Annotated in this window: 21 protein-coding genes; 11 read left to right on the forward strand and 10 right to left on the reverse strand. The window is 70.4% G+C overall.

The window, feature by feature from the left end; all coding sequences use genetic code 11:
* The first annotated feature begins 86 nt into the window (after nucleotides 1-86).
* On the forward strand, nucleotides 87-965 hold the full coding sequence (locus tag ACVFYP_RS06530) for an ABC transporter permease (RefSeq protein WP_499199312.1): 879 nt from the start codon (nucleotides 87-89) through the stop codon (nucleotides 963-965).
* On the forward strand, nucleotides 958-1,932 hold the full coding sequence (locus ACVFYP_RS06535) for an ABC transporter ATP-binding protein (protein ID WP_499199313.1): 975 nt from the start codon (nucleotides 958-960) through the stop codon (nucleotides 1,930-1,932). The genes ACVFYP_RS06530 and ACVFYP_RS06535 overlap by 8 nt, the downstream gene beginning before the upstream one ends.
* On the opposite strand, the gene ACVFYP_RS06540 is transcribed toward ACVFYP_RS06535, so the two are convergent.
* Nucleotides 1,933-2,958 (reverse strand): zinc-binding alcohol dehydrogenase family protein, encoded by a 1,026-nt coding sequence (locus ACVFYP_RS06540; RefSeq protein ID WP_499199314.1) that lies wholly within the window; start codon nucleotides 2,956-2,958, stop codon nucleotides 1,933-1,935. It lies immediately after the preceding gene.
* Nucleotides 2,959-3,042: 84 nt separating this feature from the next.
* On the opposite strand from ACVFYP_RS06540, the gene ACVFYP_RS06545 reads away from it, so the two are divergent.
* Complete coding sequence (locus ACVFYP_RS06545; RefSeq protein ID WP_499199315.1) at nucleotides 3,043-3,960, forward strand: substrate binding domain-containing protein; 918 nt, start codon at nucleotides 3,043-3,045, stop codon at nucleotides 3,958-3,960.
* On the opposite strand, the gene ACVFYP_RS06550 is transcribed toward ACVFYP_RS06545, so the two are convergent.
* Nucleotides 3,957-4,919, reverse strand: coding sequence for a Bug family tripartite tricarboxylate transporter substrate binding protein (locus ACVFYP_RS06550; protein WP_499199316.1), 963 nt, complete (start codon nucleotides 4,917-4,919; stop codon nucleotides 3,957-3,959). The two genes, ACVFYP_RS06545 and ACVFYP_RS06550, sit on opposite strands and share 4 nt — an antisense overlap.
* Before the next feature lie 103 nt (nucleotides 4,920-5,022).
* On the opposite strand from ACVFYP_RS06550, the gene ACVFYP_RS06555 reads away from it, so the two are divergent.
* The 3 genes from ACVFYP_RS06555 to ACVFYP_RS06565 are packed head-to-tail and all read left to right on the forward strand — an operon-like array spanning nucleotide 5,023 to nucleotide 7,318.
* On the forward strand, nucleotides 5,023-6,339 hold the full coding sequence (locus ACVFYP_RS06555; RefSeq protein ID WP_499199317.1) for an FAD-dependent oxidoreductase: 1,317 nt from the start codon (nucleotides 5,023-5,025) through the stop codon (nucleotides 6,337-6,339).
* Nucleotides 6,336-6,506 carry a DUF1289 domain-containing protein gene (locus ACVFYP_RS06560; RefSeq protein ID WP_499199318.1) on the forward strand — a complete coding sequence of 57 codons (171 nt, stop codon included), beginning with the start codon at nucleotides 6,336-6,338 and terminating at the stop codon, nucleotides 6,504-6,506. Before ACVFYP_RS06555 ends, ACVFYP_RS06560 begins: the two co-directional genes overlap by 4 nt.
* A complete protein-coding gene (locus ACVFYP_RS06565) occupies nucleotides 6,503-7,318 on the forward strand; it encodes a phosphate/phosphite/phosphonate ABC transporter substrate-binding protein (RefSeq protein ID WP_499199319.1) in 816 nt (271 codons plus the stop codon). The genes ACVFYP_RS06560 and ACVFYP_RS06565 overlap by 4 nt, the downstream gene beginning before the upstream one ends.
* Before the next feature lie 3 nt (nucleotides 7,319-7,321).
* Here ACVFYP_RS06565 and ACVFYP_RS06570 read toward each other — a convergent pair whose 3' ends face one another.
* The 5 genes from ACVFYP_RS06570 to ACVFYP_RS06590 form a co-directional block, all read right to left on the reverse strand.
* Nucleotides 7,322-8,287, reverse strand: coding sequence for a Bug family tripartite tricarboxylate transporter substrate binding protein (locus tag ACVFYP_RS06570; RefSeq protein ID WP_499199320.1), 966 nt, complete (start codon nucleotides 8,285-8,287; stop codon nucleotides 7,322-7,324).
* A 93-nt stretch (nucleotides 8,288-8,380) separates the two neighbouring features.
* Nucleotides 8,381-9,724: an MmgE/PrpD family protein gene (locus tag ACVFYP_RS06575; RefSeq protein WP_499199321.1), complete on the reverse strand. Its 1,344-nt coding sequence runs from the start codon at nucleotides 9,722-9,724 to the stop codon at nucleotides 8,381-8,383.
* Nucleotides 9,725-9,789: 65 nt separating this feature from the next.
* Nucleotides 9,790-11,250, reverse strand: coding sequence for a dihydropyrimidinase (gene hydA, locus ACVFYP_RS06580; RefSeq protein ID WP_499199322.1), 1,461 nt, complete (start codon nucleotides 11,248-11,250; stop codon nucleotides 9,790-9,792).
* Complete coding sequence (locus tag ACVFYP_RS06585) at nucleotides 11,243-12,106, reverse strand: 6-bladed beta-propeller (protein ID WP_499199323.1); 864 nt, start codon at nucleotides 12,104-12,106, stop codon at nucleotides 11,243-11,245. The genes hydA and ACVFYP_RS06585 overlap by 8 nt, the downstream gene beginning before the upstream one ends.
* A gap of 13 nt (nucleotides 12,107-12,119) precedes the next feature.
* The gene (locus ACVFYP_RS06590; protein ID WP_499199324.1) at nucleotides 12,120-12,770 is read right to left on the reverse strand and encodes a GntR family transcriptional regulator; all 651 of its coding nucleotides are present in this window, start codon (nucleotides 12,768-12,770) and stop codon (nucleotides 12,120-12,122) included.
* 197 nt (nucleotides 12,771-12,967) lie between these two features.
* Between ACVFYP_RS06590 and ACVFYP_RS06595 the strand changes: the two genes are divergently transcribed.
* From ACVFYP_RS06595 to ACVFYP_RS06610, 4 genes are read left to right on the forward strand one after another with little or no spacing between them, the layout of a single operon-like run.
* Nucleotides 12,968-13,942 carry a Bug family tripartite tricarboxylate transporter substrate binding protein gene (locus tag ACVFYP_RS06595; protein ID WP_499199325.1) on the forward strand — a complete coding sequence of 325 codons (975 nt, stop codon included), beginning with the start codon at nucleotides 12,968-12,970 and terminating at the stop codon, nucleotides 13,940-13,942.
* 14 nt (nucleotides 13,943-13,956) lie between these two features.
* Nucleotides 13,957-14,916, forward strand: coding sequence for a Bug family tripartite tricarboxylate transporter substrate binding protein (locus ACVFYP_RS06600; RefSeq protein WP_499199326.1), 960 nt, complete (start codon nucleotides 13,957-13,959; stop codon nucleotides 14,914-14,916).
* 48 nt (nucleotides 14,917-14,964) lie between these two features.
* Nucleotides 14,965-15,744: a creatininase family protein gene (locus ACVFYP_RS06605; RefSeq protein WP_499199327.1), complete on the forward strand. Its 780-nt coding sequence runs from the start codon at nucleotides 14,965-14,967 to the stop codon at nucleotides 15,742-15,744.
* Entirely contained in the window at nucleotides 15,741-16,538 is a 798-nt protein-coding gene (locus ACVFYP_RS06610; RefSeq protein WP_499199328.1) for a maleate cis-trans isomerase family protein, read from the forward strand. Before ACVFYP_RS06605 ends, ACVFYP_RS06610 begins: the two co-directional genes overlap by 4 nt.
* Nucleotides 16,539-16,544: 6 nt before the next feature.
* Here the strand turns inward: ACVFYP_RS06610 and ACVFYP_RS06615 are convergent, their stop codons facing one another.
* The 3 genes from ACVFYP_RS06615 to ACVFYP_RS06625 all read right to left on the reverse strand — a co-directional run bounded on the left by ACVFYP_RS06615 (nucleotide 16,545) and on the right by ACVFYP_RS06625 (nucleotide 19,856).
* The gene (locus ACVFYP_RS06615; RefSeq protein ID WP_499199329.1) at nucleotides 16,545-17,501 is read right to left on the reverse strand and encodes a hydroxymethylglutaryl-CoA lyase; all 957 of its coding nucleotides are present in this window, start codon (nucleotides 17,499-17,501) and stop codon (nucleotides 16,545-16,547) included.
* 193 nt (nucleotides 17,502-17,694) lie between these two features.
* The gene (locus ACVFYP_RS06620; protein WP_499199330.1) at nucleotides 17,695-18,426 is read right to left on the reverse strand and encodes a metallophosphoesterase; all 732 of its coding nucleotides are present in this window, start codon (nucleotides 18,424-18,426) and stop codon (nucleotides 17,695-17,697) included.
* A complete protein-coding gene (locus ACVFYP_RS06625; protein WP_499199331.1) occupies nucleotides 18,423-19,856 on the reverse strand; it encodes a cryptochrome/photolyase family protein in 1,434 nt (477 codons plus the stop codon). The genes ACVFYP_RS06620 and ACVFYP_RS06625 overlap by 4 nt, the downstream gene beginning before the upstream one ends.
* Nucleotides 19,857-20,011: 155 nt before the next feature.
* Between ACVFYP_RS06625 and ACVFYP_RS06630 the strand changes: the two genes are divergently transcribed.
* Nucleotides 20,012-20,611, forward strand: coding sequence for a fasciclin domain-containing protein (locus tag ACVFYP_RS06630; RefSeq protein WP_499199332.1), 600 nt, complete (start codon nucleotides 20,012-20,014; stop codon nucleotides 20,609-20,611).
* Nucleotides 20,612-20,648 lie beyond the last annotated feature (37 nt).

Genomic DNA, 20,648 nt, shown 5'->3' on the forward strand with positions numbered 1-20,648 from the left:
CTTGGCTTCGCGGCATTCGCCGCGGCGGCCGTTCGGCCGCTCGGCCAGCGGAAGACGCTGGCCGCAGGTCAATCTGGAACGTCGGAATGAGCACCACACAGGAACTCGTCGCGCCGCCCGCGCCCGCCGGCTGGAAGCGCGCGCTGGGCAAGGCGCGCAGCAATCCGACGACGGCGGTGGGGGTGGTGATCTGCCTGGTCATCATGGCGGCCGCCATCTTCGCGCCCTGGCTCGCGCCCTATGACCCGGCGGAGCAGGACATCTTCAACCGTCTGCAACCACCCTCCGCCGAGTTCTGGCTCGGCACCGACCAGTTCGGCCGCGACATCCTTTCGCGCCTGATGTGGGGCGGGCAGATCTCGCTGACCGTCTCGCTCGGTGCGATCTTCGCCGCCGCTATCATCGGCGGCGCCATCGGGCTTGTCTCCGGCTATATCGGCGGGAAATTCGATCTGTTCGTGATGCAGGTGATGGACGTGCTGCTGTCCTTCCCCTCGCTGATCCTGGGCCTGATCGTGGTGGCGCTGCTGGGGCCGGAGCTGGTGAACCTGGTGGTGGCCATCGCGCTGACCGCCATCGCCCCCTTCGCCCGTGTCGCCCGCGCGCCGACCATGGCGCTGAAGGAACGCGCCTTCGTCGAGGCCGGCCGCGCGCTCGGCTTCAGCCATTCTCGCGTGCTGTTCCGCCATATCCTGCCGAATATCCTGTCGGAGGTGATGGTGATGGGCACGCTCTGGATGGCCACCGCCGTGCGGGTCGAAGCCTCCCTCTCCTTCATCGGCCTTGGCGTGAAGCCGCCCACGGCGACCTGGGGCGGTATGACGCGCGACGGTTTCGAAAACATCCTGGATGCGCCCTGGCTCGCCGTGTTTCCGGGCATCGCCATCCTGCTGCTGGTATTGGGGCTGAACATGGTGGGCGACGGCCTGCGCGACGCGACCGACCCGAAGCTGCGCAATGAGTGAACCTGTTCTCGTGGTCGATGGGCTGCGCAAGCATTTCGTCGCCAAGAAGGGATTCCCCACGCCGCGCACCGTCCGCGTGCGCGCCGTGGAGGACATCTCCTTCACCATCCATGCTGGCGAGGCTTTTGGCCTCGTGGGTGAATCAGGCTGCGGCAAATCCACCGCCGCCCGCGCTTTGCTGCGGCTGATCGAACCGGATGCGGGCACCGTCACCTGGAAGGGGGAGAATGTCCTCACCGCCAAGGGCGCCGCGCTGAAGGCGCTGCGCCGGCGCATGCAGATCGTCTTTCAGGACCCCTATTCCTCGCTTGACCCGCGCCAGTCCATCGGCGCCGCGCTGATGGAGCCGATGCATGTGCATGGCCTGGCGGAGGGCCAGGAAGCCCGCCGGCGCGCCGCCGCGCTGTTGGAGGAGGTGGGCCTGCCGCCCGCCGCGCTGGACCGTTTCCCGCATGAATTCAGCGGCGGCCAGCGCCAGCGCATCGGCATCGCCCGCGCGCTGACGGTGGAGCCGGAGCTGATCGTGGCGGATGAGCCCGTCTCGGCGCTGGATGTCTCGGTGCAGGCGCAGGTGCTGCTGTTGATGCAGGATCTGCGGAAGCGGCGCGGCCTGTCCTTCCTGTTTGTCAGCCACGACCTGTCCGTGGTGCGCTGGTTCTGCGACCGGGTGGCGGTGATGTATCTGGGCCGCATCGTGGAGGAGGGGCCGGCCGGCCGCGTGCTGGCGGAGCCGATGCACCCGTACGCCCAGATGCTGCGCGACGCCTCGCCGATTCCGGACCCGTCACGGCGTGGCGTGCTGCCGCGCATCATCGGGGAGATTCCCTCGGCGGCGAATCCGCCGCCGGGTTGCCCCTTCCATCCGCGCTGCGTCCACGCCATGCCGCAATGCTCGACGCAGATGCCGGCCTGGACGAAGGCGGCAGGCGACAACCAGGGCGGCGTCGCCTGCCATCTGCACGGCTGATCAGGCTTCGGGCGCAAAACCCTCCAGCACGATCTTGCCGCGGGAGGTCGTGCTCTCGATCGCAGCATGGGCGCGGCGCAGATTGGCGGCGGTGATCGGCCCGAAGTGCTCGGCGAGCGTGGTGCGCAGCGTGCCCGCCTCCAGCATGCGGCTCACCTCCACCAGCAGATCATGCTGCGCCTGCATGTCGGGCGTCTTGTGCATCGAGCGGGTGAACATCAGTTCCCAATGCAGCGAGGCCGCCTTGCTCTTCAGCATGCGGATATCGGGCGCGGCCTTCGGGTCGTCGATCAGGCAGATGGCACCCTGCGGCGCGATGATCTCGCAGATCGCCGGCCAATGCGCCTCGGTATGGGTGGTCACGAAGATGGCGGAGACGGGCACGCCCAGCGCCTTGGCCTGCGCCACCAGGTTGCCCGAATGGTCCAGCACGTCCTGCGCGCCCATCTGCCGCGCCCAGTCCATCGTCTCCGGCCGGCTGGCGGTGGCCACCACGCGCAGCCCGGTCAGCTGACGCGCCAGCTGCACGGCGATGGAGCCGACACCGCCGGCGCCGCCGATGATCAGCACGGCCTCCTCGCGCTGCGTCGTGCCGCGCGCAATCCGCAGGCGATCGAACAGCGCCTCCCAGGCTGTGATGGCCGTCAGCGGCACGGCGGCGGCCTCGGCAAAGGACAGGTTTGCGGGTTTCGGGCCGACGATCCGCTCATCCACCAGGTGCAGGGCCGAATTGGTGCCGGGGCGGGTGATGTCGCCGGCATAGAAGACCGCATCGCCCGGGCGGAACAGCGTGACGTCCGGCCCCACGGCGCGCACCACGCCGGCGGCGTCATAGCCCAGCACCTTGGGCGTGCCGCCGGGGTCCGCGCGCATCCGCACCTTGGCGTCCACGGGGTTCACGGAGACGGCGCGCACCTCCACCAGCAGGTCGCGGCCAGTGGGCGGGGCAGGGTCGGGCAGGGTGACGTCGAGCAGCGATTCCGCGTCGGAGATCGGCAGGCTGCGGGTATAGGCGACGGCTTTCATGGCTCATGCTCCGGTCTGTGGCGTGGAGATGCGCCCTGATCGCCGGATTGAAAATGACCGCGCCCGACAAAACACTTTCAACCCATGATCAGCAATCCACCCTTCGACCTGCTCGACCTCCGTCTGATCCAGCGCATTGCCCAGGCCGGCAGCCTTTCCGCCGCCGCCGGGGCGCTGGGCATCACCCCGGCCGCGGCCAGCCGGCGGCTGGCGGTGCTGGAGGCGCGGCTGGGACTGCGGATCTTCGCCCGCACCACCCGCCGCCTGCGCATGACGGCGGAGGGTGAGGCCTTCCTGCCGCATGTCGATCGCATCCTGGCCGCGACGGCGGAGGCCGAGGCGGCGCTGCCCGGCGGCAGCTTCGCCCTGGCCGGCACGCTGCGGCTGACCGCGCCGGCGACCTTCGGGCGCAAGGTGCTGGCGCCGATCCTGGCGGAGCTGATGGCGGCACATCCCGGCCTGCGGCTGGACCTGCTGTTGACCGACAGCTTGGTGGATCTGGTGGCCGCCGGCTGCGACGCCGCGGTGCGCATCGCGCCGCTCACCGGCCAGACGCTGACGGCCCGGCGGCTGGCCCATAGCCGGCGCCTGCTCTGCGCCGCGCCGGCCTATCTGGAGCGGTGCGGCATGCCGGCCAACCGGCAGGCGCTGCTGCGGCATGATGCGCTGCTGCTGGAAGGCGTCGATGGCTGGGCACTGGTGCCGGAAGGCGGCGGCCCGGCGGAACGGGTGCGCCCGGTGCCGCGCATGCTGTCCAACAGCAACGAGGCCCTGCGGGAGGCCTGCCTTTCCGGCCTCGGCATCGGCCTGCATTCCAGCTGGGATGTTGGCGAGCATCTGCGGCGGGGCGAGCTGGTGGCGCTGCCGGCGGCGCTGGGCGTGCCGGAACAGCTCGGCATCTGGCTGGTCTTCCCGGGCAGCGCGGCCGCGCCGGCACGGGTGCGGGCGCTGACGGAGCTACTGGTCCGGCGCCTTGGTCCCGTGCCGCCCTGGGAGGGTTAATCGACGCTGGCCCCCGAAAGCTGCACCGCGCGCTGCCACTTCTCCAATTCCCGCGCATGGAAGGCCGCGGTGGTTGGCGCATCGGTGCCGATGACGGTGGCGCCGAGATCGGCCAGCCGGTCCCGCACCCCCGGCCGGCCCAGGCTGATCTGAATCTCCGCCGCCAGCTTCTGGACGATCGGCGCCGGGGTGCCGGTGGGGGCGAAGACGATCACCCAGGCCGCGGCATCGAAGCCCGGCACCGTCTCCGCCACGGAGGGCACCTCCGGCAGCTTGGCCGCCCGGGTACCGCTGGTGACCGCCACCGCCCGCAACTGTCCGGCGGAGAGGAAGCCGGGCAGGGAGGGCAGGCCCTCGATCGCCACCTGCACCTCCCCCTGCATCACCGCCTGGATGGCGGGCGAGCCACCCCGGAAGGGGATATGGGTCATCTCGATGCCGGTGGCGGCACGCACCAGTTCGAAGGCAAGGTGGCTGGTCGATCCGGCGCCGGAGGTGGCGTAGTTCAGCCGGCCGGGATTGGCCTTCGCCTCCCGCACCAGATCGGCCAGGGTGCGGATCGGGCTGTTCGGATTCACCACCATCACCTGGGGGAAGGAGACCAGGTGGCTGATCGCGACGAAGTCCTCGACCTTGTAGGGCAGGCTGCGGAACAGGAAGGGGTTGATGCCCATGGTGCCGGGCGAGCCCACCAGCAGCGTGTAGCCATCGGCGCGGGATCGGGCGACGAATTCCGTGCCGATATTGCCGCTGGCGCCAGTGCGGTTCTCGACGATGAACTGGGTGCCGATCCGCTCCGAAAGGTCCTGCGCCAGCAGGCGGATCACCACATCCACGGCGGAGCCGGCGGCGAAGGGATTGACGCAGCGGACGGGACGCTCGGGGTAGGCGCCCTGCGCGAAGGCGGGCAGCGCCGGCAGGGCAAGGCTGGCGGCGAGAAGGCTGCGGCGTTCGAGCATGGGGGCCCTCCGATGTTGCAACTGGGATACAACCACATTCCCACGGGCGCAGCCTGTCAAGCCGCCAATTGGCAGGCGGCGCTGGCCGGGCCATGGTCGCGCCATGCAGCAATTCGATGTGGTGGTGGCCGGCGCCGGTGCGGCCGGCATGATGGCGGCGCTCGTGGCGGCGGAGGCCGGGGCGCGCGTGGCGTTGTTGGAGCGGGATGCGGCGGCGCCAAGCATCCTCTCCGTCTCCGGCGGGCTGATCTCCGCCGCTGGCACGCGCTGGCAGGCGGCGGCTGGGGAGAGGGACTCGCCCGAAATCTTCGCCGCCGATGTGCGGGCGAAAAGCGGCGCGACGGTGGATGCCGTGCTGCTGGCGGCGGTGACGGAAGCGGCGGCGGCGGCGGTGACCTTCCTGGCCGATGTCGCGGGCTTGCCCATTCACCTGCACACGGCCTCCCGCTGGCCGGGCCATTCCGCCATGCGGCTGCATGCGACGCCGGCCGAGAGCGGGGCGGAATTGCAGGCGCTGCTGCGCCAGGCCGTGGCACGCCAGCCGCGGATCGATTTCCGCGACGGCGTCGTGGTGACGGCACTGCGGCCGGAGGGTGTCGCGACCAGCCAGGGCGATGTGCCGGCACGATCCGTGGTGCTGGCGACAGGTGGCTTCGGCGGCGCGCCAGAGCTGGTGGCGCGGTACTGCCCGCAGGCCGCGCAGGCCGTGCATGTCGGCGGCAGCCATGCCGATGGCGTCGGCCTGGAATGGGCGGCAACGCTGGGGGCGGAGCTGCTCTGCATGGATGCCTATCAGGGCCAGCCGCATGTCTCGCCCCATCTGGTGGGCGGCGTGCGGCCGCGCTTCGGGGCCTCGCTGCCCGCGCTCGGGGCGGTGCTGGTGAACCGGGAAGGCCGCCGCTTCGTGGCGGAGGATATGGGGCCGTCCGAGCTCACCGCGCATCTGCTGGCGCAGCCCGGCGGCAGGGCCGTGGAAATCTGGGGTGAGGCGGCGCAGCAGGCCGCCCTGGCCGGGGGGCCATTCCGGCGCGCGGTGGAACTCGGCGCGGTGGCGCGCTGCGCGGACGTGGCTGAACTTGCCCGACATTTCGGCCTGCCGGAGGCAGCGCTGGCGGAGACGCTGTCCTCGCTGGGCCAGGCGCCGGACCCTTTCGGCCGTCGCCGTTGGGGCGGCGATCTGGCGCCGCCCTATTACGCGGCGGAGGTTACGGGCGCGCTGGCCCATACCCAGGGCGGCGTGCGCGTCGATGCCGATGCCCGCGTGCTGCGCGCCGATGGCAGCGCGATCCCGCGCCTGTTCGCGGCGGGTGGTGTCGCCTGCGGCATCTCGGGAACCGGGTCGGCGGGCTATGTGCCGGGCAATGGGCTGGCGCAGTCCTTTGGCCTGGGCCTGCGCGCCGGGCGGGCGGCGGCGCGGTGATCGAAAGCCCCTGCAACAAGGTGTGTGTGCTGGACCCGCGCAGCGGGTGGTGCCTCGGCTGCGGTCGCAGCGGGGCGGAGATCGCGGCCTGGACCAGCCTTTCGCCGGCGCAGCGCCGCGCCATCATGGCTCTGCTGCCGGCGCGGCTGGAAGGATTGGCCGCGTGACACGCTTCATCGCCAATGCCCGCATGTATGCGGTGGCGCCGGAGGCTGAGGCCGCCTGGCAGGCGCTGCTCGCCCATGTGGCGGCGGAGGCCGAGGTGGCGCTGGATTACGAGCCCTATCCCGCGCCCCAGCCGTTGGAGCATCTGTGGCGCCGGCCCGATCTCGGCCTGGTGCAGATGTGCGGCTATCCGATCGCGCTGCGCATCGCCGATGTCGTGCCGATCGCCGCGCCGATACCCGCGGCGGCATGGGCGCGGGGCCGGCCGACCTATCGCTCCGACCTGATCGTGCGGGCGGACAGCCCCTTCCGCCGGCTGGAGGATACCTTCGGTCACCGGGTCGGCTGGACGGTCGCGCATTCCCATTCCGGCTTCAACGCGCTGCGCCATCATCTGCTGCCGCATTGGCGGGCGAAGGGCGGGCCGCTTTATGCGGAAAGTGTGGGGAATCTGGTGACGGCGCGCGCCGTGCTGGATGCGGTGCTGGCAGGGCGGATCGATGTCGGGCCGCTCGATGCCTATTGGCACGCGTTGATCGCGCGCTACCGGCCCGACCTGACGGACGGCATCCGTGTGCTCGAAAGCACGGCGCTGGCCCCGATGCCGGCCTTCGTCGCGGCGCCTGGGCTGCCGGCGGCGGCGGTGGCGCGGCTGCGCCAAAGCTTTGCCGATGCCGCGACGCGCCCCTGGTTCGCGGAACATGCCGAGGCCTTGCTGATCGCCGGCTTCGAACCGGTGGCCCAGGCGGATTTCGCGACGACCCTGGCCTGGGACCGGGAGGCCCTGGCCGTGGGCTACCCAGTGCCCGCCTGACCGTCAGGCGGCGCCGATGCCGAAGCGGCGCACGATCTCGCCATAGCGCGCCGCGTCGTCGCGGATCGCGGCCTGCAATACCTCCGGCCCCTCATCCGTCGGTTCGACGCCAAGCGCCGCCAGCCGTTCGGCGATGTCCGGGCGCTTGGTCACCGCGCGGCTGGCGGCGTTGATGCGGGCGATGATCGCCGGATCGGTGTCGGCGGGCGCCACCAGGCCGTGCCAACCCACGGCGGAAAGGCCGGCGAAGCCTGCCTCCGTCAGGGTCGGCACATCCGGCAAGGCTGCGGTGCGGGACTCCGGGCTCACCACCAGGCCGCGCAGGCGGCCGGCGCGGACATGGTCGGTGACGGCGCCGATATTGATGATGACGCCCTGCAACTGCCCGGCCATCAGATCCGTCACAGCCACCGCACCGCCGCGATAGGGCACATGGGTCCAGGTGGAATCGGCGGCACGGGAGATCTGTTCGACCAGCAGATGCGCCAGGCTGCCATGGCCCGGCGTGCCAACCGCGGGCGGCCGGCTGCGGCCGGCGGCGAGCCATTCCCCAAAATCCTTCGCCGGATGGTCGGCCCGCACCACCAGGATCTGCGGCACCCGCACGGTGCGGTGGATGGCGGCGAAGCCCAGCGGATCGAATCCCAGCCGCGGCGTGATCGCCCCGGTGATCGACAGCGTGTCCGACCCGGCGAGCAGGGTGTAACCATCGGCTGCGGCGCGGGACACGGCGGCGTAGCCGATATTGGACCCACCACCGGGCAGGTTTTCCACCGCCACGGTCTGGCCCAGCAGTTCCGACAGGCCACGTGCCGAATGCCGCGCCACGATGTCCTGGCTGCCGCCGGGTGCGACGGGAACGATCAGGCGGATCGTCCGCTCCGGCCAGGTGCTGGCACGCGCCAGGCAGGGCGCGGCGAGCAGGCCGGCGGAAAGGGCGAGAAGGCGGCGGCGTGGAAGCTGCGACATGCGGGGTCTCCAGCCGGCCAAGACCGCCGGCTGGACGTGAATACGCATATTTCACGCGCTACTCAATATCTCACATTTAACGATCGTATTTAGTTATTTTAGGTCGACGCGGCCGGGTAAAGCCGTCCCCTCCCGCAACGCCGACAGCAGGGCGGCCGAGGCCGTCGTACCGACCGCCGGCACCGTCAATTCGGAAAACTTCGCGGCGAGCTCCGCATCGCTCAGCGGCATGTCCGGGTCGCCCTTGCGGGTCGGCTGGTGATGCCGCAGCACCCTTCCATCGGTCAGCGTCACCTCCAGATTGGCGGCGCGGCGGGCGGGGTAGTCGGCGGCCAGGGCAGGGTCCAGGCTGACGGTCACCTTTTCCATCACGCTGCGGATGCGCGGATTGGCCAGGCTTTCGGGCGTGAAGGCGGCGATGCGGACGCCGCCCAGCACCAGCATGGCGCCGAGGCAGTATTGCGCGGAAAAGCGCGCCTGCTGTTCCGTCTCCACCACCGGGCGGTCGCAGACATCCTTGGTGGCGGAATAGCCGCCGAGATGGATGGCGGCGACATCCTGGGCCCCGAACCCATGTGCCGCCTGAAGCGCCGCAAGGGCATCGAGGCCGGCAAAGATATGCCCGCAGCAGCCGTGGTTCTTGAAGGTCATGGCGGTGATGGCGATGGAGGAGCCGAGCCCCGCCAGCGCCTTGTCCCATTTGCCGGTATCCTCGCTGGTCGCCGCCGCGAAGCCCACTGGACCGTGCAGCACATCCAGGGCCCCGGTGACGCCGGCGGAGGCGGCGAGTGCCGCCAGCGCGCCGGCTTCTGCCGCATGGCCCGGATGCAGCGGCTTGCTCATGCCCTCGCCCCGGAAGGCCTGTTGCAGGCCGCCGGCCATGGTTGCGGCGGTGGCCAAGGCATGGGCCATGCGGGTTTCGTCCAGCCCGAGCACCACGCCCACCGCCGCCGCGGCACCAAAAGTGCCGACCGTGCCGGTGGTGTGCCAGTAGCGGTAATGGCTGGGCTGCACCGCCATGCCGATGCGGCAGCCGACCTCATAGCCGGCGGTGATGGCGCGCAGCAGCAGCGCCATGTCCCCGCCTTTCGCCTGGGCGGCGGCCAAAGCGGCGGGGATGGTCGGACAGCCGGGGTGGTAGCCGGCATCGCGAAAAATGTCGTCAAATTCGACGGTGTGGCTGGCGGTGGCGTTCAGCAGCGCCGCATGGCGCAGCGCGCCGGGCTTTCCGTCCACATAGCAGATGGCCTGGCCGGTGCCGCGCTGATCGGCCAGCACGCCCGCCATCAGGCTGGCGGGGGGCTGGGTGCAGCCAGGCAGCAGGGCGGCGAACCAGTCGATCAGGGCGCGCCGCGCATGGTGGTCCACTTCCGCCGTCAGGGGCCGGTCACGCCAGCTCGCGGCATGGGCCGCCAGGCGGATGAGGGGATTGTCCATGGGTTTCCTCCGCTGAAGCGCGATGACCGAAGGGGCGAAGGCACCAAAGGTCTGAATCGCGCTCTCTACTGCAAATCCGGATGGGTCACGACCTGCCCGAAGGGGTCGTAGCCCGAGGGGAAATGGCCGGTGGGCTTCAACCAGTCATAGCGGTTCCGCGCCAGCCAGCGCCCCTGGCCTTCATGCCCCAGATACCGCCCCTGATGGAACACCACCTGGCCGCGCAGCAGGGTTGTCTCCGCCCAGCCGGTCAGGACCATGCCCTCATAGGGCGTGTAGTCCACCGCGTGGTGCAGCTTCGCATTGGTCACGCGGTCCTGCCGCTCCGGGTCCCAGACCACGAGGTCCGCATCCGCGCCGATGGCGATGTGGCCCTTGCGCGGGCCGAGGCCGAAGGTGCGCGCCGCATTGGTGGAGGTCAGCGCCACGAATTGCGACGGCGTGATGCGCCCGGTCGCCACGCCTTCCGACCAAAGCAGCGACATCCGCGTCTCGACGCCCGGAATGCCGTTGGGGATCTGGTCCACAGAGGCGTCCTCCCCCCAGCGCTTCTTGCCGTCCGCCGCATCGAAATTCACCGGCGCGTGGTCGGAGGTGACGACATCCAGCACGCCGCGCCGCAGATAATCCCACAGCGCATGGCGGTCGGCAGCCGCGCGGGGCGCGGGACCGAAGACATATTTGGCCGCTTCGAATCCCGGGCGGTTCAGGTCGGCGGCGGACAAGGCAAGATACTGCACGCAGGTTTCGCCATGCACGCGGGCGCCGCGGCGCTGCGCGGCCTCGATCTCGGCGGCGGCCTCCGGCGCGCTGACATGGAAGATCTGGATCGGCGTATCCACCAGCTCCGCCAGGCTGGCCATGCGATGCACCGCCTCCCGCTCCCCGATCGCCGGCTTCAGCACCGCCTGGTACTTTGGGTGGTGGAAGCCGCCGGCCTTGAGGCGCTCGCCCAGGAACTGGTGGATGCCCCAGTTCTCCGCATGCACCGTCACCAGCGCGCCATGCTCGCGCGCCACGGCCAGAACCCGCAGCAGCGCCAGATCATCGAGCCAGTTCGTCTTCCCCGTCATGAAGACCTTCACGGAGCGATGCCCCGCCGCGATCAGAGCCGGCAATTCGCTGTGCAGCACCTGGTCCGTGGGGTTCGTCACCCAGAGATGAAAGGCGTAGTCCACGGCGCAGCGCTTTGCGCGTTCGGTATAGCGCGGCACGATATCCGCCAGCGTGCCCTCGCGTGGCTGCAGCGCGAAGCAGATGACGCTGGTGGTGCCGCCACAGGCGGCGGAGCGTGTGGCGGTGAACAGGTCATCCGCATTCACCACGCCGCCGCTCATCGACTGCTCAGCATGGCAATGGCTGTCGATGCCGCCGGGGATCACCAGCCTGCCGCGCGCCTCGATCTCCGTATGGCCCGACAGGCGCGGGGCGAGGGCGGTGATCACGCCGCCATCCACGCCGATATCGGCACCGAACATGTCGCTCGCGGTCACCACCGTGCCGTTGCGGATGACCAACTCATGCATCGGTCGGCACCAGGCGGGTCAGCCAGTTGTCGCGGATCTCGGCCAGCAGGATGCGCCCCGCGCCATCGCGCGCCAAGCCATGCCCGGCATTCAGCACCGGCCGGCAGCGGCCGATCAGCCGGCCCTCCGGCGAGAACATCGACAGGCGCGGGATCTGGTCGCTGACCAGGATGCGCCCCTCCGGGTCCACCACGATGCCCATCGGGTGGTACAGGTCCCCAGCTTCCCACAGGAATTTGCCGTCGATGTCGAAGGCCTGGATGCGGTTGTTCTCGCGGTCGCAGACGATCACCTCGCCCTTGATGCCGAAGGCGAGGTCATGCGGCGTGGTGAACTGGCCCGGGCCGGCGCCCGGTTCGCCCCAGCTCCGCAGCAATTCGCCCCGCGCGGAAAAGCGATGCACGAGGGAATTGCCGTAGCCGTCACTGACGAAGATATAGCCATTCGGATGGATGGCCGCGCCGGTCGGGTGGCTGAAGGGCTTGCCCGGCCCATTGCGCTGACCCAGCCGCAGCGTGGTGTTGCCCTGCGGGTCCATGATGCGGATTTCGTGCCGGTCGCGGTCGGTCAGCAGGATCTCGTCGCGCGGGCCGATGGCGATGCCGTGGCCGTCGCTCACCTCCGGCAGCACCAGCTCCCGCCGCACCGTGCCATCGGGCGCGACGACGACGATCACCGGCAGGCCCGTGGGGTCGGCATAGCGGTCGTAGCGCACCAGCACATGCGCGCCGTCCTGGCTGTCCACTGCCACATCGGTGATGCGCCCGCCGCGATAGGTGGCGCCATCCAGCGCCCAGGGGCGCTCCACGCTGTAGGTCGCGGCGCCCAGGGCGACGACCAGCCTCTCCTCGATCATGCCTGTGCTGTCCTCAGGTTTCCGCCAGCCGGCGCAGGATGCCGGCGCGGGTGTTGTCGATATGCGTACCCATGGCCGCCCGGGCGCCGTCCCGGTCGCCGGTCTCCAGCGCTTCCAGGATCGCCAGGTGTTCGGCGCAGACCGGCTCCAGCCGTTCCGGCAGGCGGCGCGTGGCAAACAGGAAGGTGCGGCGGCGGAGATCGGCGATGGTGCTGGCCAAGGTGCGGTTGCCGCAGGCCTCCCCGATCAGGCGATGCAGCGCGAGGTCCACCGCCTCCCGCTCCGGGCTGCGGGGCTCCCGCGTCGCGGCCAAGGCGGCGACGCGGGCACGCAGCTCGGCGATGGCGGCGGGGTCGATGCGGCCGGCGGCAGTGGCGGCGGCCTCCACCTCCAGCAGCTTGCGGACCTGCAATACCTCCAGCATCTCCTCCACATCCAGGCGGCGGACGGCCAGCGTGCCGTCGGAACGCCGGCCGAGCCAGCCCTCGCCTTCCAGTCTCCGCAGGGCCTCCCGCAACGGGGTGCGGGAGACGCCGAGCTCGGTGGCCAGGCGGCGTTCCGCCACGGCGGTGTCGGCCGGCAGCCGGCGCGTTTCCAGCATATCCAGCAGCCGCTCATGCACCGCATCGGCAAGTCCCTTGGGGGCGGCGGTAATCGGGTCCAAGCGGGAGTCCTCAGATGATTCGCGATGATGGCGCAGTGTCGCATGACTGCGCGGAAGCACATTGCACAAATCGGCGTGCCGGTGGTATGCCACTTGCGCGCCACATGCACCGACCGTCAGAGCCGGGCCATGCGCAAGGGACGCTATCTGCCTGCGGGCAGCCACGGCTGGAACCGAGATTGAGACGGGGACCGCCCATGTCGCGACGATCCTGCCTGGCGGGTTTGGCCGCTGCCTTCACGTCACTGGCCTTGCTGGCCGCCATGCCGGCGCGCGCCGCCTGGCCCGAACGACCGGTGCAGATCGTGGTGCCCTTCGGCCCCGGCGGCGGCACCGACCTGACCGCGCGGCTGCTGGGCCGCTTCCTGGAACGCCATACCGGCGGCCGCCCCGTGGTGGTGCAGAACCGCGCCGGCGCGGGCGGCGAGATCGGCATGTCGGCGGTCGCCGATTCCGCGCCGGATGGCCATACGCTGGTCATCCTGAACACACCCAATGTCCTGACCATTCCGATCGAGCGCAGCGCCCGCTTCCGGCTCGACAGCTTCGTGCCGATCGCGAACATCGTCGATGATCCCGGCACGCTCTCCGTCCACAGCAGCAGCCCGATCCGCTCGATCTCGGAGCTGGTGGCGAGCGCCAAGGCGCGGCCGGGGATGCTGACCTATGGCACCGCGGGCGTCGGCTCCGCCGGGCATATCGCCATGCTGCTGGTGGGCCGATCCGCCGGCATCAGCGGCACGCACGTGCCCTTCAATGGCTCGGCCGCCGTCGCCACCGCGCTTGCCGGTCAGCAGATCGAAGTCGCCACCGCCAATTTCGGGGAGGCCATCGGCTTCGCCGGCGCCGGCGGCAATTGGCGCATCCTCGGCGTGATGGGCCCGTCCCGCATGGCCTCCCACCCCGATATCCCGACCTTCGCGGAGGCTGGCATCCCGGTGCAGACCGGGTCGCTGCGCGGGCTGGGCGCGCCGCGTGGCACGCCGCCCGAGACCATCGCCGCCATCACCACCGCGCTTGATGCGGTGATGGCCGACCCCGAATACCGCGCCGCCATGACCCAGGCGACGCAGGTCATCCGCTACGTCAAGGGCGCGGAATACGAAGCGCTGCTGCGCGGCATGGAAGCCGAGCTGCGCAGCCTCTTCGCCGCAACCCCCTGGAACCGCTGAGAAGGTTTGCCGACATGATCCTGACCCGTCGCGCCGCCCTCGGCGCCAGCCTCGGCCTGCTGGCCACTCCCCGCCTCGCGCAGGCTGCCTGGCCGGAACGGCCCGTGACCATCATCGTGCCCTTCGCGGCCGGTGGCGGCACGGACATCTCCGCCCGCGTCATGGCGCAGTATCTGGAACGCGATCTGGGCCAGCCCTTCGTGGTGCAGAACCGCGGCGGCGCCGGTGGTGCCATCGGCCTGTCCGCCGTCGCGAACAGCGCGCCGGATGGCTACACCATCGGCATCATCAACACCCCCGGCATCGTCACCATCCCGATCGAGCGCAATCCGGGCTGGAGCATGGACAGCTTCACCTTCATCGCCGGCGTGGTGGAAGACCCCGCCACGCTGTCGGTGCATCCGGACAGCCCGATCCGCAGCATCGCCGACCTGGTGGAAGCGGCGAAGCGGGAGCCGGGGCGCGTCACCGTCAGCACCCAGGGGGTCGGCTCCGCTGGCCATATCTCGACGCTGCTGCTGGAACAGGCGGCGGGCATCAGCTTCGAGCCGGTGGCCTATGCCGGCGCCGCACCCGCCGCGCTCGCCTTGCTGCGCAAGGAGATCACGGTGGCCACCGCCAATCTCGGCGAGGCGCTGACCTTCGCGCGCGCACAGCCCTGGCGCACGCTGGGCGTGATGTCGGAAAGCCGGCATCCGATGGCGCCCGATGTGCCGACGCTGAAGGAATCCGGCTACGACCTGCGCGGCGGCAGCCTGCGTGGCGTTGGCGGGCCGAAGGGCCTGCCGGCCGATGTGGTCGCGCGGCTGTCCGCCGCCGTGGCGCGCGTGGTCGCCAATCCGGAATTCCAGGCTACCAGCGAGCGCGCCTTCCAGCCGCTGCGCTACCTGAATTCCGCCGATTACGTCGCCTATCTGAAGGCGGCGGATGACACCCACCGCACGCTCTGGGGCGTGCGGCCGTGGAACCGCTGAGACAAGCGGTGTTCTGAACGACAACGACAGCAAGAGAAGCCATCACACATGCGCACCGACCGCGTTCCCTATGCCGATGTCGCCGCCTATCTCGAAAACAAGGACACCGTCCTGATCCCCATCGGCGCCGTTGAATGCTACGGCCCACACCTCGCCATGGGGACGGAGCTGCGCATGTGCGAGCAATATGCGGTGGAGGTGGCGGAGCGCGCCGGCTTCGCCAGCGTGCCGATCGTGCCCTTCAACTACTCCCACATGTTCCTCGACTATCCCGGCACCTGCTCCGCCGAGATGGCGACGATCGAGGCCTATCTGACCCAGGTCTGTGACGGCCTGGCCAGCCAGGGCTTCCGGCACTTCCTGTTCATCAACATCCATGCCGGCAGCCTCGGCCCGCTGGAATCCGTCTGCCGCTTCCTGCGCGCCAATCACGGGGCCACCGGCGCGGTGCTCGACATCTTCTCCGTCATGCGCGACGTCGGCGGCGTCACCTATGCGGCGAAGCAGGCCCCGACCGGCCATGGCGGGGAGATGGTGACCAGCGTGGCGCTGCATATCTCGCCGGAACTGGTCTTCATGGACCGCGCCGCGGCGCCCGGCCCGCTGAAGGATTTTGCCGAGGGGATGAAGACCGTCTCCTCCGGCAAGGTGTCGATCGGCAAGTCCTCGATCATGCTGTTCACCGATATCTCCGACTACTCGCCCTCCGGCATCCAGGGCGACCCGACCGGCGCGACGGCGGAGAAGGGCGCGCAGATCTGGGAGAATGCGGTGGCCTTCGGCGTCGATGCCGCAACGCGTCTCGCCACCGTGGAGCTGGAGGCATGAAGGCGGTCGCCGACTACCGTCCCTATGGCTGGCGCGGGAAGATCGGGCTGATCGTGCCGTCCACCAACACGATCAACGAGCCGGAATTCTGGCGGCTGGCGCCGAAGGGCGTCACCATCCACACCGCCCGCGCCACGCTGCTCGGCAAGATGACCGAGGACAGCTACATCCGCATGGCGGAGGCGGTGAAGCAGGCGGCGGATGACCTGGCGACGGCGGAGGTGGATGTGGTGGCCTATGGCTGCACCTCCGGCTCCTTCGTCTGCTCGCTGCAGGACATCGTGGCGGATCTGCATCAGCGCACCGGCGTGCCGGCCATCGCCACCTCTGGCAGCGTCGTCGCGGCGCTGCGGGCGCTGGGGGTGAGGCGGGTGGCGGTCGCCACGCCCTACGTCGATTTCGTCAATGAGGCGGAGCGCCGCTTCCTGGCCGATTACGGCTTTGAGGTGACCTCGCTGCACGGCCTCGGCATGGGGGAGACGCAGGAGGAACGGCGCGGCATCGGCCGCGTGCCGCCCGAGCACCTGTACCGCATGGCGCGGGCCTGCGACCGGCCCGAGGCGGAGGCGATCTTCCTCTCCTGCACCAATGTGCCGACCTTCGACGTGATCGCGCAGATCGAGGCGGATCTCGGCAAGCCGGTGGTCACCAGCAACCAGTCCTGCTTCTGGGCCTGCCTGCGCATGCTCGGCCTGCCGGACCGGATCGAGGGTTACGGGCGGCTGCTGAGCGACTGCGTCGCCCCGATCGGCATGGACAGTTTTGCCCTGCCGAAGTCGGTGCGCGCGGCGTAACGTCGATCAGGCGGCCTTGCGGAAGTGCGCGAGGCCGCCGCTGCGCAGCAGGGTGCTCGGCAGGCGTCGGCCGACCACCTCCTCCGCCAGTCGGCCGGCCTCGACCAGGGCGTCGAGGTCGATGCCGGTGGCGATGCCCATCTCCTCACACAAAAGGGCCAGTTCCTCCGTCGCGATATTGCCCGGCGCGCCGGGCTGGCCCGCGAAGGGGCAGCCGCCGAGACCGCCCACGGTGGTGTCGAAGCGGGAAACCCCGAGCCGCAGCCCGGCATGGGCATTGGCGATGCCCAGGCCGCGGGTGTCGTGCAGATGCAGGATGATGGACAGATCCGGCCAGCGGGCGCGGACCTCGCCGATCACCCGCTCGATCCGCGCCGGCGTCGCCCAGCCCATCGTGTCGGCCAGCGTCGCCTCGGTCAGCGTAAGCCCCTGTTCGGCACCGATGGCGAAGGCGTCGGTCAGGGCCTCGATCACCTTGGCGGGTGGCACATCGCCCGAATAGTTGCAGCCGAAGGCCGCCTGCACGCTGATGCGCGGCACCGCGACGCCGGCGGCCAGATGCGCGGTGACATTGGCGCGCTGCGCCTCCAGGTTCTTGGCCCGGTCACGGTTCAGGTTCTTCAGGCTGAAGGCCTCGGACGCCACGACGGTGACGGCACCCTCCACCTTCAGCCGGTCCCGAAAAGCCAGCGCCCGGTTCAGCCCGGCCGCGTTGAACCACAGCGCGGTGTAGGTCACGCCCGGCTTCGGCGCGAAGCCGGCCACCACCTGCTCCGCATCCGCCCAGCCCGGCACCAGCTTCGGCGAGACGAAGGAGCAGACCTGGATGTGGTGCAGTCCGGTGGCCGAGAGCGCATCCACCAGCGCCACCTTGCGATCCGTGGCGATGGGGCCGGGCTCGATCTGGAAGCCCTCACGCGGGCCTTCCTCACGGATTTCGACGGAAGCGGGCAGATCGGTCATGGCGCGTTCTCCTGAACCGTCAGGATAGACCCCCGCCCGGGGAATGCGGAACCCTGGCGCGGTTCCGGTAATGGCGGCGCGAAGCGCCGAGTGGCCGAACGGCCGCCGCGGCCTATGCCGCGAAGCCAAGCCGCCGGAGGCGGCGCCCGTCACGCCTTTGGCGTGCCTACGGCACGACTGAGGGCATGAAAAATTACGCCCAGGAGGGCAGGTCGATCCAGGCCAGATGCCCGCCCTTGCCGGCGCCGCAGTCGAGAAAGATGCAGCGGCCACCCAGCGCGCCCTCGGCGACGAAGGGGCGCCCATCCAGGCTGCGCCGGTCATGGCCGCAGACCACGGTGACGTCGGCCGGAATCTTGTCCACCCAGTCATGCACCCGGTCGGGGAAGCCATCCTGGCGCATGCGTCCCGTCACCTGGCCGAACAGCGCCCGCGTCACCAGGCCCTGGGCCTTCTGCGCCCCGGCATCGGGCGGCGGCGCGCTGTGCAGCATGCCGGGGTGGTAGCCGCCATGGACGAAGATGCGCCCGCCATCGCGGATCCAGGCTGGGGCGCGGCCGATTTCATGGATCGCGCGCGCCTTCAGCACATCACCATCCGGCGCCGCGTCCAGCTGCGCCAGGGTCTTGCCCAGCCCATCGGCCTGGATGCGCAGCTGCGTGCCGGTCAGCGCCCGGCGCAGCTTGTGGTCGTGATTGCCCAGCAGGAACAGGCCCTGGCCCGCATCGATCAGCGCGAACATCCGGCGCAACACCTCCGGATTGTCCGGCCCGTGATCGACCAGATCGCCGAGCTGGAGGACGAACATATCCGCCGCCAGCGCGCCTTCCACCGCATGGATGAAGGCCGCCGCATCGCCATGCACATCGGCCACCACGCGCAGCCCGGCGAAGCCGCGCCACAGATGTTCGGGGCGCTGCATCATGCGCGCAGCGCCTCGAAGGCCGCGAGCGCCCGGGCGCGGCCTTCCGCATGGTCGATCACCGGGCGGGGATAGTTCTGGCCCAGCCGCACCCCCGCGGCCGCGAGGATCTCGGGCGGTGCCTCCCAGGGCTTGTGCACATAGGCATCCGGCAGCTTCGCCAGCTCCGGCACCCAGCGGCGGACGAAGGCGCCGTCCGGGTCGAACTTCTCGCCCTGGAGCATCGGGTTGAAGACCCGGAAATAGGGCGCCGCATCCGTGCCGCAGCCCGCCACCCATTGCCAGGAGGCGCTGTTGGAGGCGAGGTCGGCATCCACCAGCGTGTCCCAGAACCAGGCGGCGCCGTCCTGCCAGGGCTGCATCAGGTGCTTGACCAGCAGGCTGGCCACGATCATCCGCACCCGGTTGTGCATCCAGCCGCTGCGCCAGAGCTGGCGCATGCCCGCATCGACGATGGGATAGCCGGTGCGGCCCTGCTGCCAGGCCGCCAGCAGCTTCGCATCCGGCTGCCAGGGAAAGCGGGAGAATTCGTCGCGCAGTGGCGCCTCCGGCATTTCGGGGCGGTGCCACAGCAGGTGATAGGCGAATTCGCGCCAGAGGATTTCCTTCAGGAAGGTCTCGGTCCCCTTCGCCCCCGCCTTGGCGCCGCGCGCCGCATGCCAGACCTGGCCGGGTGAGATCTCGCCCCAGCGCAGATGCGGCGAGAGGCCGGAGGAGCTGTCGCGGCCCGGCAGGTTGCGTTCGGTATCATAGCGGTCCAGCGCCTGGGCCGTGAAACGGGCCAGCCGCGCGGCGGCACCCGCCTCGCCCGGCTGCCAATGGGCGCCGAATTCAGCGGCCCAGTCGGGCTCTCCCGGCACGGGATACAGCCGCAGCTCCTCCAGCGCCTCGCCGGCCACGGGCAAAGCGGGGCAGGGGATGCGCGCGGGGGCCGGCAGGGGCTCGGCCGGCTCGCCGAGCGCGAAGATCGCCTTGGCGAAGGGGCTGTAGACGGCATAGGGCTTGCCGCTGCCGGAGGTGACGAGGTGCGGTTCCCGCAGGATCGTCGTGGTGTGCAGCGCCAGACCGGCGCCGACACCCCCCAGAGCCTCATGCACCCGTTGGCTCTGCGCCCGGGCCCAGGGTTCGTAGGCGCGGCCGGCATGGACCTGGCGGGCGCCCACGGCCTGGGCCAGCGCCGGCAGCACGGTTTCCGCCCGGCCGCGCGCCAGCAGCAGCGTGGCGCCCCGCGCCGCCAGGGCCTCGCGCAGGGAGGTCAGGCTCGCGCGCAGCCACCAGCGCGCCGCGCCGCCCAGGCGATGCGGGCCGGCGGCGTCCTCGTCCAGGATGAATACCGGCAATACGGATCGCCCCTCCGCCAGGGCGGCGGTCAGGGCGGGATGGTCGGTCAGGCGCAGGTCCTGTCGGAACCACAGCAGCGAAGTCTCGGTCATTCCCTCCATGTAGGGGCATTCCGTCCAGAAGGCAGCCATCACGGGTGCAACAGCCGGCGAACCAATCCTGAGACGCCGCGTTCAACCCCCGACCGCAATGTGCCGGCCCCGCTTCGGCGGATGGCGCAAGCGGGCCACAGCAGAGGACATGCCCCATGATCCAGACCCAAACGATGCGCCGCGGCTTCCTGATCGGCACCCTGGCCGCAACCGGCGCCATCGCCGCCCCGGCCATCCTGCGTGCCCAGACCGTGCCGCCGACCCGCACCCTGGCCGACACCATGGCCGCCGACCCGCGCTTCTCCCGCTTCCTGGACCTGATTTCCCGCGCCGCGCTGGTTGAGGAATTCCGTTCGGCCCAGCCGATGACGGTCTTCGCCCCCACGGACGCCGCCTTCTTCAGCGCGCCGGCCAATCTGCTGCAGCAGCTGACGGGCACCGGTGGCGGCAGCCAGGAAACCGTGGACCGCGCCCGCCTTGCGGCGTTGATCAACTACCACATCGTCCCCGGCGCCTTCCGCGCCTCGGAACTGATGGGCACGGACCGTCGCCTGCGCACCCGCAACGGCGCCGATATCTCCATCAATGGCAGCGCCGAGGGCGTGCTGATCCGAAACCCGGCCCCGGCGCAGCAGATCGCCGGCTTCGGCGCCGCGGGCGCCAACATCAACGCGCAGCCGGCGCGTGTGGTCGCGGCCGATATCGTGGCCAGCAACGGCGTGATCCACGCTGTCGACCAGCTGATGTGGCCGTGATTTCGGCCCTTTCGGCCTGATGGCGCAGCGCGCCGTC

Source organism: Roseomonas sp. F4 (assembly GCF_053891155.1).

Coding starts and splice junctions, on each gene's coding strand:
- ACVFYP_RS06615 (WP_499199329.1), bottom strand. CDS start 17,501: ATGACCGATCTGCCCGCTTCCGTCGAAATCCGTGAGGAAGGCCCGCGT.
- ACVFYP_RS06585 (WP_499199323.1), bottom strand. CDS start 12,106: ATGATCGAGGAGAGGCTGGTCGTCGCCCTGGGCGCCGCGACCTACAGC.
- ACVFYP_RS06595 (WP_499199325.1), top strand. CDS start 12,968: ATGTCGCGACGATCCTGCCTGGCGGGTTTGGCCGCTGCCTTCACGTCA.
- ACVFYP_RS06530 (WP_499199312.1), top strand. CDS start 87: ATGAGCACCACACAGGAACTCGTCGCGCCGCCCGCGCCCGCCGGCTGG.
- ACVFYP_RS06545 (WP_499199315.1), top strand. CDS start 3,043: ATGATCAGCAATCCACCCTTCGACCTGCTCGACCTCCGTCTGATCCAG.
- ACVFYP_RS06575 (WP_499199321.1), bottom strand. CDS start 9,724: ATGGACAATCCCCTCATCCGCCTGGCGGCCCATGCCGCGAGCTGGCGT.
- ACVFYP_RS06540 (WP_499199314.1), bottom strand. CDS start 2,958: ATGAAAGCCGTCGCCTATACCCGCAGCCTGCCGATCTCCGACGCGGAA.
- ACVFYP_RS06610 (WP_499199328.1), top strand. CDS start 15,741: ATGAAGGCGGTCGCCGACTACCGTCCCTATGGCTGGCGCGGGAAGATC.
- ACVFYP_RS06630 (WP_499199332.1), top strand. CDS start 20,012: ATGATCCAGACCCAAACGATGCGCCGCGGCTTCCTGATCGGCACCCTG.
- ACVFYP_RS06535 (WP_499199313.1), top strand. CDS start 958: ATGAGTGAACCTGTTCTCGTGGTCGATGGGCTGCGCAAGCATTTCGTC.
- ACVFYP_RS06570 (WP_499199320.1), bottom strand. CDS start 8,287: ATGTCGCAGCTTCCACGCCGCCGCCTTCTCGCCCTTTCCGCCGGCCTG.
- ACVFYP_RS06605 (WP_499199327.1), top strand. CDS start 14,965: ATGCGCACCGACCGCGTTCCCTATGCCGATGTCGCCGCCTATCTCGAA.
- hydA (WP_499199322.1), bottom strand. CDS start 11,250: ATGCATGAGTTGGTCATCCGCAACGGCACGGTGGTGACCGCGAGCGAC.
- ACVFYP_RS06555 (WP_499199317.1), top strand. CDS start 5,023: ATGCAGCAATTCGATGTGGTGGTGGCCGGCGCCGGTGCGGCCGGCATG.
- ACVFYP_RS06600 (WP_499199326.1), top strand. CDS start 13,957: ATGATCCTGACCCGTCGCGCCGCCCTCGGCGCCAGCCTCGGCCTGCTG.
- ACVFYP_RS06625 (WP_499199331.1), bottom strand. CDS start 19,856: ATGACCGAGACTTCGCTGCTGTGGTTCCGACAGGACCTGCGCCTGACC.
- ACVFYP_RS06550 (WP_499199316.1), bottom strand. CDS start 4,919: ATGCTCGAACGCCGCAGCCTTCTCGCCGCCAGCCTTGCCCTGCCGGCG.
- ACVFYP_RS06620 (WP_499199330.1), bottom strand. CDS start 18,426: ATGATGCAGCGCCCCGAACATCTGTGGCGCGGCTTCGCCGGGCTGCGC.